Origin of the sequence: Bdellovibrio sp. (assembly GCF_047637665.1) — a bacterium.
Classification (GTDB): domain Bacteria; phylum Bdellovibrionota; class Bdellovibrionia; order Bdellovibrionales; family Bdellovibrionaceae; genus Bdellovibrio.
In genome coordinates this window covers 1-13,121 of the sequence record NZ_JBLJBT010000020.1, presented here as the reverse complement: position 1 = coordinate 13,121, position 13,121 = coordinate 1, and the positions used below count along the sequence as shown (strand labels likewise).

Annotated in this window: 10 protein-coding genes and 1 pseudogene; 5 read left to right on the top strand and 6 right to left on the bottom strand. The window is 47.4% G+C overall.

Annotated features, from left to right (window positions below; genetic code table 11):
* Nucleotides 1-10 precede the first annotated feature (10 nt).
* Entirely contained in the window at nucleotides 11-436 is a 426-nt protein-coding gene (locus ACM64D_RS06820) for a response regulator (protein ID WP_415062448.1), read from the bottom strand.
* A 211-nt stretch (nucleotides 437-647) separates the two neighbouring features.
* Here ACM64D_RS06820 and ACM64D_RS06815 point away from each other — a divergent pair, with 211 nt between their 5' ends.
* Both ACM64D_RS06815 and ACM64D_RS06810 read left to right on the top strand, forming a co-directional pair.
* Nucleotides 648-1,040: a helix-turn-helix domain-containing protein gene (locus ACM64D_RS06815; RefSeq protein ID WP_262552272.1), complete on the top strand. Its 393-nt coding sequence runs from the start codon at nucleotides 648-650 to the stop codon at nucleotides 1,038-1,040.
* Nucleotides 1,041-1,076: 36 nt separating this feature from the next.
* Nucleotides 1,077-1,604: an acyl-CoA thioesterase gene (locus tag ACM64D_RS06810; protein WP_415062447.1), complete on the top strand. Its 528-nt coding sequence runs from the start codon at nucleotides 1,077-1,079 to the stop codon at nucleotides 1,602-1,604.
* Here ACM64D_RS06810 and hflX read toward each other — a convergent pair whose 3' ends face one another.
* From hflX to ACM64D_RS06795, 3 genes are read right to left on the bottom strand one after another with little or no spacing between them, the layout of a single operon-like run.
* Nucleotides 1,605-2,879: a GTPase HflX gene (gene hflX / locus ACM64D_RS06805; protein WP_415062446.1), complete on the bottom strand. Its 1,275-nt coding sequence runs from the start codon at nucleotides 2,877-2,879 to the stop codon at nucleotides 1,605-1,607. It abuts the gene before it with no gap.
* Between the two features lie 51 nt (nucleotides 2,880-2,930).
* Entirely contained in the window at nucleotides 2,931-4,034 is a 1,104-nt protein-coding gene (gene chrA, locus ACM64D_RS06800; protein WP_415062445.1) for a chromate efflux transporter, read from the bottom strand.
* Entirely contained in the window at nucleotides 4,027-6,363 is a 2,337-nt protein-coding gene (locus ACM64D_RS06795; protein WP_415062444.1) for an NADP-dependent malic enzyme, read from the bottom strand. The genes chrA and ACM64D_RS06795 overlap by 8 nt, the downstream gene beginning before the upstream one ends.
* Before the next feature lie 398 nt (nucleotides 6,364-6,761).
* Here ACM64D_RS06795 and ACM64D_RS06790 point away from each other — a divergent pair, with 398 nt between their 5' ends.
* Nucleotides 6,762-8,105 (top strand): thiolase family protein, encoded by a 1,344-nt coding sequence (locus ACM64D_RS06790; protein ID WP_415062443.1) that lies wholly within the window; start codon nucleotides 6,762-6,764, stop codon nucleotides 8,103-8,105.
* 205 nt (nucleotides 8,106-8,310) lie between these two features.
* A complete protein-coding gene (locus ACM64D_RS06785) occupies nucleotides 8,311-10,464 on the top strand; it encodes a 3-hydroxyacyl-CoA dehydrogenase NAD-binding domain-containing protein (protein ID WP_415062442.1) in 2,154 nt (717 codons plus the stop codon).
* 54 nt (nucleotides 10,465-10,518) lie between these two features.
* Here the strand turns inward: ACM64D_RS06785 and ACM64D_RS06780 are convergent, their stop codons facing one another.
* Both ACM64D_RS06780 and ACM64D_RS06775 read right to left on the bottom strand, forming a co-directional pair.
* Nucleotides 10,519-10,722 (bottom strand): CPXCG motif-containing cysteine-rich protein, encoded by a 204-nt coding sequence (locus ACM64D_RS06780; protein WP_415062441.1) that lies wholly within the window; start codon nucleotides 10,720-10,722, stop codon nucleotides 10,519-10,521.
* A gap of 95 nt (nucleotides 10,723-10,817) precedes the next feature.
* Nucleotides 10,818-12,188 (bottom strand): peptide MFS transporter, encoded by a 1,371-nt coding sequence (locus ACM64D_RS06775; RefSeq protein WP_415062440.1) that lies wholly within the window; start codon nucleotides 12,186-12,188, stop codon nucleotides 10,818-10,820.
* A gap of 109 nt (nucleotides 12,189-12,297) precedes the next feature.
* Here ACM64D_RS06775 and ACM64D_RS06770 point away from each other — a divergent pair.
* A pseudogene (locus ACM64D_RS06770) lies at nucleotides 12,298-13,121 on the top strand (hypothetical protein); the annotation flags it as partial.

Here is a 13,121-nt window from a genome sequence, read left to right as displayed (position 1 = left end):
TCCTTAAAGCCTAGGAAGCTTTCGCTTGGGTTGTAGGATTATGTTTAGCCCAAACGCGCTCCATCTTTGCCTTCAGAGTGGCAGAGTTGAAGGGCTTCACGACGTAGTCAGAAACTCCGGCTTTGGCAGCTTCAAGAATATGTTTTTGTTCAGACTCGGCCGTCACCAGCATAAAGGGGGTGGCTTTTAGGCGAGCGTCCAATTTACAGGCCTTCAAAAGGTCGATCCCCTGCATTCCGGGCATATTCCAGTCCGAAATAACAAATCCATAAGGCTGTCCTGCATCATGAGCGGCCTGGATCATGGGCAAGGCCGTTTTACCGTCGTCGGCTTCCTCGACATTGGTATAACCCAGCTCATTTAGCACTTTTTTAATGATTTTTCGCATAGTTGCGAAGTCATCAACGACCAAAAACTTCGTATTCGTGGGAAACATAATATCTCCTAATTTAGTGAAAGCATGTAAAATCCTCATGCTTATCGGTCTAGTTTTTTAAAACTAGAGTCCAAAGCTATTGCGAATTTTAAAAATTGTTGTCAGACTTTATTACAGGTGGTCGAGCTACTTTTGGACATGAGTCCTGGGTGGCGTAAAAGGTTTAGATAGAGTTTTTAAAACAAAAACAATTTAGCGGGAGGGAGCAAGGATGCTCAGAGATGTCCTCATTCAAAAAGGTCTTTCAAACAGAGAGGCAGAAGTTGCTGAACTTGTTTCAAAGGGCTTGTCCAACAAGGAAGTTGCGAATCAGCTTTTTGTTACTGAAAAAACAGTAAAATTTCACCTCACAAACATTTATAAAAAAATGAATGTTAAGTCGCGTGCACAGTTGATCGTATGGTGCTTGCCTCACCTTGGCTTTGTTGAAAGCGAAATTCGCGCTGAAAACAACAACCAAAGTGCAGCAGCGGCGACTGCATTCAATAACAACGCAACTCAAACGATCCCAGCGGGATCTGCGACAGTTGCAGGTACGACAACTCTTCCTGGTAGCGGATTGAACCGTGGTGGTAATTCCGATATCGGTATGGGTGGCATCTAATCTTTATTGATTAGATAGTACTTAAGGCGCAGGGGTATGACTTTTGTCTGTACCGCCTGCGCTTTGTCTTTTTGGAAGGGGATCTACACCTTGAAAAATTCCAAACCTGTTTCTTCCTCTCAAGTAATAATGACTCAACTGGTTCTGCCATCCCATACAAACTCTTTAGGGACGATCTTTGGTGGAACGATCATGTCGTGGATCGATATTGCGGCAGCGATTGCGGCACAAAGACATTCCAATAAAGAAGTTGTGACTGCAAGTATTGACCGGCTGGACTTTGTGGCTCCCGTCTATAAAGGTTGGGTGGTGAACTTGAAGGCCAGTGTGAACTTCACTTCTAGAACATCGATGGAAGTGGGGGTTCGCGTGGACGCTGAAAATCCCAAGACGGGCGAGATGTTTCATACCGCCTCGGCTTATTGCACTTTTGTCGCCTTAGGGTCTAATGGAAAACCGACGGAAATTCCTTCTTTGGAATTGGTCACTGAAGACGACAAACGTCGTTACGAACAGGCTCAGCGACGTCGTGAAATTCGCCTTCAGAATAAAGCGAACTCCTAATTATTTAACTAAATAGTCCTTCCAGCGATTCATCAAGGCGGAGCTTAGTTGAGTGTAACAAACAGTTCCTTCGGTCGCTGTTTCTTTGCGAATGATTTGGGCTTCGCGGCCTAAATCGAAAATCTTATATTCTTCAGAGCGTGGGAAGTACAACTGCACATCGGTCTGCATTTCGCTGACAGTTTGGGCCATCAGTTTTTTAAGTTGTTCCATGCCTTGGCCGGTGAGGGCGCTCACAAAGACGCGTGGATAGTGTTTTACACGAAATTGTCTTTCTAAAGGTGCGACATCACACTTATTAAAGACATGAATGACTTTTTTATCCTGCCAGTTGAATTCTTTAATTAAAGCTTCAACCACCTCGATTTGTCTTTCCATGTTAGGGGATGAAAGATCCACCACATGCAAAAGAACGTCAGCTTCGGAGGACTCTTCAAGTGTTGCTTTAAAGGCCTCGATCAGTTGAGTGGGAAGTTTGCGGATAAACCCCACCGTGTCTGTCACGACGGCGGGCGGTCCGTCGGGCAAAAAGATCTTACGAGTTGTGGGGTCCAGGGTGGCAAAGACTTGGTTCTTTGCTAAAACCTGAGCTCCGGTGAGGCGGTTTAAGATCGAACTTTTTCCTGAGTTGGTGTATCCGATCAAAGCAAAAGAAGGAATCTCGTGACGTCGACGAGATTGTCTATGCTGGGCACGGTTTTTACGAACACCCTCAAGTTTCTTTTTAATAATCGCCACTCTTTCGCGAATGCGACGACGGTCGTTTTCAAGAGCCGTTTCTCCGGGGCCACGGGTTCCGATACCGCCCCCTTGACGGGATAAGGATTCCAACCAGGCGCCGACCATGCGAGGCATCTGATCTAAGAGTTGTGCAAGTTCTACTTGAAGTTTTCCTTCAAAAGTTTGCGCTCTCTGCGCGAAAATATCCAAGATAAGCTGATTGCGATCAATCACGCGGGCTTTGACGATTTGCTCAAGGTTTCGCTGCTGAACCCCCGAAAGTTGATGGTCCATCACAACAATGTTCGCGCGGCTATCGCGAACCATTTCCGCCACTTCCTCCACCTTGCCGGTTCCGATCAGGGTGGCGGGGTTCCATTGAGGTAAGACTTGAATAATAGAACCGACGACTTCGCCTCCGGCAGCGGAGACAAGCTCTTCAAGTTCCAACAAGTTTTCTTTGATTTCAGTGAGTGGTTCAGACTTGAGTCCGACGCCGATGACAATGGCTCTATCTTGGGATTTTACGTGGGCTTGATTAGTCAACGAGATCAATCCTCCCTTACCTTAGTCTTAATGGTAGCATGGATGAATTCTTGGTCAAAGTTAAATTTTGAAATAGAAAAAGGATAAAAGCCCCCCTCCCAAAATCAGAAGGGCCGTGGGAATTCGCGTTTTCCATATCAAAAATAATGAAGCGACAACAAGAATGGGGGGAAAGACAGAGGTGAAGAGGCCCTGACCGAAAGTCCAGAGAGTGCTTAAAAGAAGTCCGACGGAACCCGCGACGACACCGTTGAGAACAATCCGCAAACGGTGGGAGGAATTCATCTTGTGATAAAGGGGAATGCTTAAGGCGACAAAAAAGAAAGCGGGAAGAAAGATTCCCAAGGTGGCAACAAAGGCCCCGGCAGGGCCTTGTAAAAGGTAGCCTATAAACGTGGCCGTTGTGAAAACAGGTCCCGGAGTAAATTGCCCGACCGAGATGGCATCCAGTAATTGGTTTTGGGTGAGCCATTGGCGTTGGTCGACGAACTCTCCTTGAAGGAAGCTAAGAAGGACATAGCCGCTTCCAAAAAGGAGTGATCCGACTTTGAGGAAGATCCAAAAAAGAGATCCCAATTCGTATTTTTGCTTGAAGAGAAAACGCTCTGAAACAAAAAGTGAAATCAGTCCGCAGTTCAACAAAATGGCGACCTCGTTAAATCCTTGCAGACTTAAATAAACACTGCTGAGAAGGGTGAAAACGCTCAAGGTCTTCTGTCGATCCGCCCAAAAGTCTTTGGCAAAAATCTTCTGATAGCCCTCAATTTTTAAAACACTTTTAAGAAAACGATCAAAGGCATGAATGATGACTGCTAAAACAACGGCTTTGGTTCCCAGTAAAAAATGTTGGGCCTGAGGTAAACTGGCATATTGAACATAGAAGAAGGCCACAGCCAGGACAATAAGAAAGGCTGGAAGAATAAAACAAATTCCCGCAATGGCAAATCCCCACCAGCCGGCGCGGAGATATCCTAAGTGAATGGCCAATTCCGTGGAATTTGGTCCCGGTATAAGGTTTGTCAGTGCAATAAGATCTAAGAATTTATCATGGGAAAGCCACTTGCGACGATGGACGAATTCTTCTTCCATCATCGCGACGTGCGCTGCGGGACCACCAAAGGAGGTGGCCCCAAGTTTTAAGAAAAGCCAGGCTAATTTAGCCACGCGATTTTAGAACGTCCTTGATGAACTGAGCTTCGAGGGCTGCGAAAACCACCGAGTTCACGATACCATCGACTGTCGTTGTTCTTTGTAGGACGTTGGCAGATCTGCGGACGCCCGTCAAGAAAGGCCCAATCACTTCGACCTTGCCGATTTGTTGGATCAGCTTGTAGGTGATGTTAGCGGATTCCAAGTTCGGGAAGACCAGAATGTTGGCGCCGCCTTTGAGTGTAGAGAATGGGAAAAGTCTTTCCATAATCTCTTCATTCACGGCGGTATCGGCTTGCATGTCACCATCCACCATCAAACCAGGACGAAGTTGTCTGACGATTTCCGCCGCTTTTTTCATCTTGCGAGGAGTGCCATCTGTGCCGGTAAAGTTTGAATAGCTAAGCATAGCGATGCGGGGTTCGATGCCGAAGTACTCAACGATTTTTGCCGCTTGCAATGCAATTTGTGCGCATTGTTCGGCCGTCGGGTTGAAGTTGACTGTGGTGTCGGCAAGAACCAAGAACTTATCTTCAAGCAGAATAAAGTTGAGGCCCGCAGGGACGCCATTTTGGTAGACTCCGATTGTTTGCAGAATCGGGCGAACCGCATCGGCGTAATGAATGGAAGCGCCATTGACCATGCCGTCAGCGTCACCCATGTGAACCATCATCGCTGCAAAGTAATTCGGCTCTGACATAAGGCGCTCGGCTTCACGTAAGTTGATCCCCTTACGTTGTCTCAAGGCATAAAGTCTTTCAACGTAAGTGTAATACTTGGGATAGCTGGCCGGGTGGATAATCGGCACGTCTTTAAGTGAAGGAATATCCAAAGCGGCGATCTTTTCTTTCACGCGTTCTGGGTAACCCAACAAGATCGGTTCGCAGATTTTTTCTTCCACTAATGTCGCCAGGGCTTTAAGAACTTTCGTGCTTGTGCCTTCAGGGAAAACGATCTTAGGAAGTTCTCCGCCGTTGGCTGCTGAGTTTTGGTGAACACGATTGATCGCAGAGCGGATGAAAACTTTGGAAGGACCTTGAAGGGCTTCGAGAGTTTCACTGTATTGATCCCAATCTTCAATTTTGCGAGTGGCAACACCTGAATCCATCGCGGCTTTTGCCACGGCTGGCGCCACGCGCATCAACACGCGCGTATCAAACGGTTTTGGGATGAGGTATTCACGTCCAAATTTGAAACTCTTTCCGCCATAGGTGGCAGAAACTTTATCAGGGACGTCTTCTCTGGCTAGATTAGCTAAAGCATGAACGGCCGCAAGTTTCATCGCTTCATTGATTTGCGTCGAGCGCGTGTCCAAAGCTCCACGGAAGATCGAAGGGAAGCCCAAGACGTTATTGACTTGGTTCGGGTAGTCGGATCTTCCGGTGGCCACAATAGCATCGGGGCGAGCGGTACGCGCTTTATCAGGAGTGATTTCAGGCTCGGGATTTGCCATCGCAAAGATGATAGGATCCTTGGCCATCTCTTTGAGCATCTCTGGAGTAAGGGCTCCGGCAACGGAAAGACCGACGAATACGTCAGCCCCTTTGAGGGCTTCCGTCAGAGTACGAGCTTCGGTTTCAGAGGCGAAGAATTCTTTGTACTTGTTCATTCCCGCAGTGCGACCTTTGTAGATCACTCCTTGAGAGTCGCACATAATGATGTTTTCGCGACGAGCACCCAGGGCGATAAAGATTTTCGCGCAAGAGTTCGCAGAAGCACCGGCTCCGTTAACAACGATGCGGATGTTTTCCATTTTACGTTGCGTGATAGCGCAAGCATTTAAAAGAGCCGCACCCGAGACGATCGCAGTCCCGTGTTGATCATCGTGGAACACGGGGATGTTCATCTCTTTTTTGAGTCGTTCTTCGATCTCAAAACACTCGGGAGCTTTGATGTCCTCAAGGTTGATACCTCCAAACGTCGGTTCTAGAACGCGAACCGCGTTGCAGAAAGTGTCGACGTCGTTGGTGGCAACTTCGATGTCGAACACATCGATACCGGCAAACTGTTTAAAAAGAATTCCTTTTCCTTCCATCACGGGTTTTCCCGCAGCGGGTCCGATATTTCCCAGGCCTAAAACGGCCGTTCCGTTCGAGATCACAGCGACAAGGTTTCCTTTGGCCGTGTAGTCATAAACTTTTGAAGGGTCTTTCGCGATCGCTTTACATGGAGCCGCAACCCCTGGCGAGTAAGCCAACGAGAGGTCTTTTTCGGTCACGCAGGGTTTGGAAGAAATGACTTCAATTTTTCCGGGTTTACCTTGTGAGTGATAAAGAAGAGCTTCTTGGTCGAAGTTTGCGGAGCTGGTCTTTGTTTCTGTTTTAGCGTCTGTTTTTGTATCCAAGGATACTCCTTTTCTAGTGTTGAGCAGGACCTCGTTTTGAGAGATTTTTTCGACCCTTTTCAAGGGGTTAGGTAAAGTCCTGCGACAAGTGCTCTTACTCTACAGAGGGGGGTGGTAAGGGTCAATGAATGGGGGCTTTGGCGCAGATGGCAATGAGGGGACCAAAGGAGGTTTTGTGAGGCCTTTTTCAAAATCTGGGACGGGGGGCTTAATTTTATTAGAGTTTTCTCTCTAATTGTCGACTGGAACGTCAAGCTGGGAGAGGGTTTAAGTGTTTTGAAGTCCATTGATGCTTCGCATTGAAACATAAAAAGGTGCATAAATTTGCCTCATTATATTTGGTGGAGCAGCCGAAAAGGCATATGATTTTAATGGCTTATACAACTAAGGAGACGCACATGAAATCACCACGTGATGTGGTTCTTGTTGATGGTGTTCGCACACCTTTCGCAAAGGCAGGAACAAAACTTAAAAAAGTTCATCCCGCAGAACTCGGTAAAACAGCTTTAAAGCAACTTATCGCGCAAACAAATTTGGATGTGAATAGCGTTGATGAAGTGATTATCGGCAACACGGGGAATCCTGCGGATGCCGTTAACATCTCTCGTGTGGTGGCCCTGAATGCCGGCATTCCATTGAAGACCTCCGCGTACACGGTGCACAGAAATTGTGCTTCGGCGATGGAATCCATCTCAAATGGTTTTGAAAAAATCAAATCCGGCACAATGGAAGTTGTGCTTGCGGGTGGTACAGAAAGCATGTCGCAAATGCCGACATTGCAACCTAAAAAATTTCAAGAGATCTACGAGAAACTTTTTGCAGCGAAGGGACCGAAACAGGCTTTGCCTTTGTTGTGGAAACTTTTTAAAGCGGACTTGAGTCAAATCAAAGCTCTTCTTCAGGGTAATATGAAAGACGATTATTTCCCGCAGATCTCTGTGATGTTGGGTCTGACAGATCCTTTCGTGGGAATCAACATGGGACAGACCGCTGAAATTTTAGCGAAGGAATGGGGCTTGAGTCGCGAGATGCAAGACCGCTTTGCTTTGCGTTCTCATCAGCTAGCATCAGCTGCGATGAAAGAGGGGCGCATGAAGCAAGAGTCGACGCCGGTTTATCTGGCGCCTGATTTTAAAGAAGTCGTTTCTGAAGATATCGGTCCTCGTGACAATCAGACGATGGAAGCGTTGGCGAAGTTGAAACCTTTCTTTGATAAGGCCACGGGCTCGATCACCGCCGGGAACTCTTGCCCGATCACGGATGGGGCGGCGATGGTGCTTTTGATGTCTCGAGAAAAAGCAGAGTCTTTGGGATATAAACCTTTAGCGACCGTTCGTTCTTATGGTTTTGCGGGCTTAGAGCCTGAGCGCATGGGTTTAGGCCCGGCGTACTCCAGTCCTTTGGCGTTAAAACGTGCGGGACTTTCCATGAAAGACATCGGCCTTGTCGAGTTGAATGAAGCTTTCGCAGCGCAAGTGATGGCTTGTCAAAGAGCTTTGGATTCAGACAAGTTTGCACAAGAAAAATTAGGTCTTTCTGCAAAAGTGGGTGAAATCCGCGACGAGATTTTGAATGTCAACGGGGGCGCGATTGCCCTGGGGCATCCTGTGGGTGCAACGGGAACTCGTATTGTTTTGACCTTGGCTAAAGAGATGAAACGTCGAAATGTGCAGTTCGGACTTGCGACGTTGTGTATTGGTGGGGGCCAAGGCGGATCCATGATTTTGGAGAACGAAGGCTAAGAAGCCCTCGGACCCACACCCCTTTGTCTGAGCCCTCTACCTTTCCTCATCGGCTCAGACAGTCCTCGCGGACGCGGTCCCTGGCGGGACCTGCTGCTGCGGAACTCGCCGGTGAGGAAAGGTAGAGGGCTCAGACAAAGGGGCGTGGATGCAGATCTTTTTTGTGTTCTCAAAATTTATTTTTTAGCGACTTAGGAGTTACAGAATGTCTATTCAAGAAAGTATTAGGATTGTTCCTCAAGGGGATGTTGCTGTTGTTGAGTTTGATTTGGTGGGAGAGAAAGTTAATAAGTTTTCTACTCCGGTGATGACAAGGCTTAAAGAGGTTCTTGAAGAGCTGAAGAAGTCTTCCTATAAGGCGGTGATTTTTAAATCTAATAAGCCCAAGATTTTTATTGCGGGGGCGGATATTGAAGAAATTAAGAGTATGACGACCAAAGAGCAGTTTGAAGCGGCTGTGAAGGGTGGACAGGATATTCTTAATATGGTGGAGGATTTGCCCATTCCAACGATTGCGGCGGTGAACGGCGCTTGTATGGGTGGGGGATGTGAGTTCATCCTAGCTTGTGATTATCGAATTGCCTCTGAAGACTCTTCAACCAAGATTGGTCTTCCGGAAATTCAATTGGGAATTCTGCCTGGTTTTGGCGGAACTCAGCGTATGCCTCGTGCGATTGGTTTGCAGGCGGCTTTGGATATCATTCTGGCCGGTAAGTCCGTGAATGCAAAAAAAGCCCTGAAGATGGGTCTTGTCGATAAGATGGTTCACCCAAATCTGCTAGAAGAGCAAGCGATGAAATGGGCCAAAGAGATCATCGCTTCAGGTGCAAAAAAACGTCGTAAGAAATTCCAACCACAAGGGGCTGTGAACAAGTTTCTTGAGAGTGCGTTGGGACGCGGAATCGTGTTTAAGAAAGCTCGTGAAGGTGTTTTGAAAGCGACCAAGGGTCATTATCCGGCTCCTTTGAAAGCGCTAGATGTGATTCAACAAACTTACGGAATGAGCGATCGTGAAGCCGGTATGCGTATTGAGCGCGAAGGTTTCTGCGTTCTGGGTGTGACCGATATCTCCAAGAGTCTGATCCACGTTTTCTATTTGACTGAAATGGTGAAAAAACAAAACGGCGTTCCTGGGGTTGATGTGAAACCTCGTGACGTGAAAGGCCTTGGTATTTTAGGTGCTGGAACCATGGGCGGCGGTATTGCTTACGTCGCTGCCGATAAAGGCGTTCAGGTTCGTATGAAGGACCTCAGTACGGATGCCTTGGGTAAAGGACTTAAACATGCCAGTGATTTGTGGATGAAACTTCTTAAGCGCAAGTCCATCGACAAATATCAGTTCCAGCAAAAAATGGATTTGATCTCGGTAACGACGGACTATTCGGGATTTAAAAATCTGGATGTTGTCGTGGAAGCGATTGTTGAAGACATGGGCATCAAACAAAAAGTGATCGGTGAGTGCGCAGGTTTCATGCGCCCGGATGCGATCATTGCGACCAACACCAGTTCCTTGTCTGTGACGGAGATGGCAAAGGGTCATCCTCGCCCTGAGTATTTTGCGGGAATGCACTTCTTCAATCCCGTGAATAAAATGCCGCTGGTGGAGGTGATCCGTGGAGAAAAAACCTCGGATGAAACCATTGCGACGATCTATGAGCTTTCTAAGAAAATGGGCAAAATGCCGGTGGTTGTAAAAGATGGACCGGGCTTTTTGGTGAATCGTCTTCTTTTGCCTTACATGGGTGAAGCGGCCTTCTTGATGCAAGAGGGAATGAATATTGAGACCGTGGATAAAGCCTATGTGAAAGAATTCGGAATGCCGATGGGGCCTTTCGAGCTGATGGATGAAGTGGGTCTTGATGTGTGTATCAAGGTTCTGAAGATTTTCAAAAAAGCCTTCGGAGAGCGTATTGAAATCGCCTCTTGTATGGATGCTTTGGAAAAATCCGGTCGTTTGGGTCGTAAAAATGGCAAAGGTTTCTATCATTACTCTGAAGATGGCAAGCGCGGCGACGTGGATCAGTCCATTTATGCGGCTTTGGGATTGGGACAGCCGACCAACCCCTATGACTCTAAAGAGTGTATTGAGCGCGGTGTGTTTGCAATGGTCAACGAGTGCTCTTTGGCACTGGTTGAAGATCGCATCGTTGAAACACCTCATGAGGTGGATTTGGCGATGATCATGGGAACAGGATTCCCGCCGTTCCGCGGAGGTCTTTTGAAGTATGCAGACTCTATTGGAAGTCAGTATATCGCCGATCAGTTGGCGACCTACGCTTCCAGCCGTAAAGCGGCCCGTTTAAAGCCCGCGACACCTTTAACAAATATGGCCAAGGGCAATAGCAAGTTTTATAAATAGCTTGTTATAGACTGACGAGATTTACGAAGGCACCTCCGAACGAGGTGCCTTTTTTTATATGGCCATCTCATCAAATCCCGAACTGGGGTCCACGCGAAGTGAAAAACGATGGTGGCCTTCATCCCAGCGGGCATGAACATCCATGGGGCGGCAGCAGATCTCACAGTCCCACACAAACTCCTGATCCTCGCCATCTTCCTTAAGAATTTCGATAGAGAATTTTTCCCGACAAAAAGGGCATTGAACTTTGTATTCCATAAAACCTTCTTGCTGTTTGTCAGCCAAGTCTCTTTCTATTGTCTAAGAGGAGACTTGGCTGCCACAAGAGCCGTTGTCGAAATACAAATAAACGTCTAGACGTTCCTACCTAAGGCCTTTGTTAGCACACGGTGGGTAACCAGGAAGAGCACTGCAGGGACTAAGCTAAGGACCGCTAAAAGTAAAAAGAAGTCTTGTTTGGAGATGACTTCATAGTAGCTTCCGATATGACCCGCAATGATGTTTCCAAAGAACGTTGCCAGAAGCCAAACTCCCATCATCATAGAGACGATCTTTGTCGGTGAAACCTTTGTAACCAAAGACAGTCCGATGGGGGAGATATAGAGTTCGGCCATCGTGAGCAGGAACGTGGATCCCAAAAGCCAAAGGACGCTGCCTTTTCCTGAACCCACGGCTTGGGCCGCGAAATACATCACAATCAGAGCGACAGCCCCAATAAAGCTTCCTAGCGCCATCTTGGTCACGGTGGAGGGAGCCTTGTTATCTCGAGCTCTCCAAGCCCAATAGCGATCCAACAAAGGCGCAACAAAGACGATCACCAGTGGGTTGAATGATTGGTACCACGTGGAGGGAATCTCAAAGCCAAAGAAGTTCCAATCGGTACTTTGATCTGACCAAAGCTGCAAGGTGTTGCCTTGTTGTTCGTAAACACCCCAGAAGAAAATCGTGACCATGCAAAGGAAGGTCAATGCGATCGTGCGACCCCATTCTTCTTTAGTCAGAGGCTTGTGAGCTGCCGATTCCACTTCTTGAATACTTTGACGATGTTCTGAGAGGGGGAGGTTCTTTCCCCCAAAGTGATAGATAACCAGTGATAACACCATGCCGACGCCGGCAGCGCCAAAGCCCCAGTGCCAACCCACTTTTTGTCCCAAGGTGCCACAGATTAGTGGAGACAAAATCGCCCCTAAGTTGATGCCCATATAAAACAGGGTGTAGGCGCCATCACGACGAGGATCGTTTTCGCTGTAAAGGCCTCCCACTTGAGTGGAAATGTTGGGTTTAAAAAAGCCATTCCCGAAAATCAAAAAGAGCAGGGCTGGAAAAAACATACTTTCGACGGCCATTAAAAAATGCCCGATCGCCATAAGAATCCCGCCCACGTAGACGGCCCGGCGTTGCCCGATATAACGATCGGCAATCAGTCCCCCAAAGAAGGGCGTGAAGTACACAAAACCCGTATAGAGCCCATAAATCTGCGACGACAGAGCCTGATGCGACATGGGGCCAAAGAAATGCGTGAGGATCCCCCGGATGGCGGCGTAACCGAACACCTCTTTGCCGGCCTCAGCCTGCTCAAAGAGATACTGAGTCATGTAAAGGACTAAAAGGACCCGCATTCCGTAATATGAGAATCTTTCCCACATTTCCGTTAGGAACAGGGTAAAGAGGGGGCGGGGATGTCCAAAAAAAGTCTTAGCTGCAGTAGGCGCGGTTTGAGCCATGGGTCTCCTGTAAACATTATGAACATTTCATTCTTTTTTTCAGATCTCTTTTGATCTTGGCAATTCTTTGGCATAAATGCACTTGAAAAATGTTTTAGGGGGTTCCGTAATGACATTGAAACGGCACATCTTTGTTGGCAGCGTTCTACTTTCATCTTTGCTTTTAAGTGCGTGTACCAAGGAAACCGTCATTGAAAAGCAAGCCCCGGCGAATATGCTGGAGTCGTTCAATAAAAGTCCCAGCTCTGCTTGCAGTCTTGCCTCCTGCATCACGATTCAAAAAGAATCTTTAGGGAAGATCTTCCTGTTGATTGCCTCAGGGAAAACCGCAGGCTCGACGCCACAGTGGTATGACCTAAAGCCCCTGGTTGTCAGTTTTGAGAAATCCGGCAATAAAGTGGCCCTTTTGGGGGAAAACTATAACAGCATCTATGAGGAAATTCGCACCGTAAATCTGATTCAAACCTTTGACGTTGTCTCTGAGGATGAAAAATCCGTGACGTTTGATTGGGGACAAGGGCTTAAAACTTTTGTTATACAAAGCTCCTATGACGTGGACGGGGCGCGAGGCAAAAATAATGATTTGACCGAAGGGTCGTTCTCTTCATTGCCAGTGACGGATTCTTTTGTTCGCAATATCAAGTTTGATGAAAAGAACATCGAGCTTGAACAGGTTTCCAAGGTGCGCTCTGACGCGGTGAAACCCGGCGGGGACAAGAGTCTGAATGTTGAAACTCGTGAAGAAACCCTGGCGATGAATATTCAGATCCGCTCTTACAACCTTTCTTCTGAGTTCTCTAAAAAAGAGTACGATAAATCTCGCCGTGTGGGTTTCTTTGTGACCAAGGTGGCGAAAAAAGGTTACAGCCAGGATCTGGCGAATCTTATTACGAAGTGGGATCTTTCTTCTTCAAAAGGACCCATCGTTGTTCG

Bases quoted from the DNA above. Each gene is read 5' to 3' on its own strand.
- ACM64D_RS06810 (WP_415062447.1), top strand. From the start codon at position 1,077: ATGACTTTTGTCTGTACCGCCTGCGCTTTGTCTTTTTGGAAGGGGATC.
- ACM64D_RS06775 (WP_415062440.1), bottom strand. From the start codon at position 12,188: ATGGCTCAAACCGCGCCTACTGCAGCTAAGACTTTTTTTGGACATCCC.
- ACM64D_RS06785 (WP_415062442.1), top strand. From the start codon at position 8,311: ATGTCTATTCAAGAAAGTATTAGGATTGTTCCTCAAGGGGATGTTGCT.
- ACM64D_RS06790 (WP_415062443.1), top strand. From the start codon at position 6,762: ATGAAATCACCACGTGATGTGGTTCTTGTTGATGGTGTTCGCACACCT.
- ACM64D_RS06815 (WP_262552272.1), top strand. From the start codon at position 648: ATGCTCAGAGATGTCCTCATTCAAAAAGGTCTTTCAAACAGAGAGGCA.
- ACM64D_RS06780 (WP_415062441.1), bottom strand. From the start codon at position 10,722: ATGGAATACAAAGTTCAATGCCCTTTTTGTCGGGAAAAATTCTCTATC.
- ACM64D_RS06820 (WP_415062448.1), bottom strand. From the start codon at position 436: ATGTTTCCCACGAATACGAAGTTTTTGGTCGTTGATGACTTCGCAACT.